The sequence below is a fragment of the Rhodococcus sp. FG69 genome (genome assembly GCF_057808915.1).
This window is the reverse complement of record NZ_JBMDIX010000104.1, coordinates 1-1,257: the sequence shown is the minus strand read 5'-3', so window position 1 is coordinate 1,257 and position 1,257 is coordinate 1. Positions and strand designations below refer to the sequence as shown.

Sequence of the window (1,257 nt, the reverse complement as noted above, 5' to 3'; positions counted from 1 at the left end):
TGGTTGGGTCCCCAGGTAGAAGTCCAGTGTCTGTGTGAGTTTCGTGTCCGAGAATGGACACAGGAGGAAATTCACGAATCATGGCACGCAGACACACCCCCGAGCAGGTCATCGCCAAAGTCCGGCAGGGCCAGAAAATGCTCAATGACGGACGCCCGATGGTCGAGGTCATCAAGGAGCTTCAGGTCACCGAGGCGACTTGGTACCGCTGGCTGAACCAGTACGGGTCCGAGAAGAACGCCGAGGCGTCCAAACGGACCAAGGAGCTGGAGAAGGAGAACGCCCGGCTCAAGCGCCTGCTGGCCGAGAAGGAACTGGCCATCGACATCCTCAACGAGGTGGCCAAGGGAAAATTCTAAGCCCCGAACCCCGCCGCCGTGCCGTGCGCATGGCGGTGGAGAAGTTCGGGGCTTCCGAACGCTTCGCGTGCGCGCTTCTGGGCCAGAACCGGTCCGCGTTCCGCAAGAAGAAGCCCGACATGGGCTTCGAGGAAATGCAGCTCCGCGCAGCCTTGCGCGCCGTCGCCGGCAAGCACCCCGCGTGGGGCTGGCGGAAGGCCCGCTGGCACCTGCTCGCCCAGCCGGAGTGGGACGGCGTGGCGCTGAACAGGAAGCGGGTACGCCGGCTCTGGCGCGACGAAGGGCTCACCTGCAAACCCAAGGCGCGGAAGAAACGCCGCACCGGGCCCGGAGCCGGGGAGCAGAAACGCCTCACAGCCGAATACCCCATGCACGTGGTCAGCTTCGACTTCCAGTCCGACGTGACTTCCTGCGGCCGGCACATCCGGTTCTTCAACGTCATCGACGAATACACCCGCACCGCGCTGGCGATCATCCCGCGCCGGTCGTTCAAGGCCGCCGACGTGGTCGCGGTGCTGGAGAACATCATCGCCGAAACCGGCACCGCCCCAACCTACGTCCGGTGCGACAACGGGCCCGAATTCACCGCTGAGGCACTGGTCACCTGGTGCAACACCGCCGGGGTCGACACCGCATTCATCGACCCGGGATCACCCTGGCAGAACGGCTTCATCGAATCCTTCAACGCCCAATTCAGAAGGGAACAACTCTCCGGAGAAATCATGGACAGCATGGCCGAAGCGAAGTATTTGGCCGAGGAATGGAAAGCTATCTACAATCATGAACGGCCCCACGGATCCCTGGACGGCATGACGCCGCAGCGCTACTGGGAAACCTGGACGCAAGAAAACCAATTAGCTATCGCATAGACGCTGGACTGCTATCGGGGGCCCAACCA

1 protein-coding gene is annotated in these 1,257 nt (G+C 62.8%); it reads left to right on the top strand.

The window, feature by feature from the left end; all coding sequences use genetic code 11:
• Positions 1-80: 80 nt before the first annotated feature.
• Positions 81-1,228 (top strand): IS3 family transposase gene (locus ACODSO_RS29155; RefSeq protein WP_156666315.1). Its coding sequence is split into 2 segments (ribosomal slippage): positions 81-354 and positions 354-1,228, totalling 1,149 coding nucleotides; the frame shifts between segments, so codons are not numbered across the junction.
• Positions 1,229-1,257 lie beyond the last annotated feature (29 nt).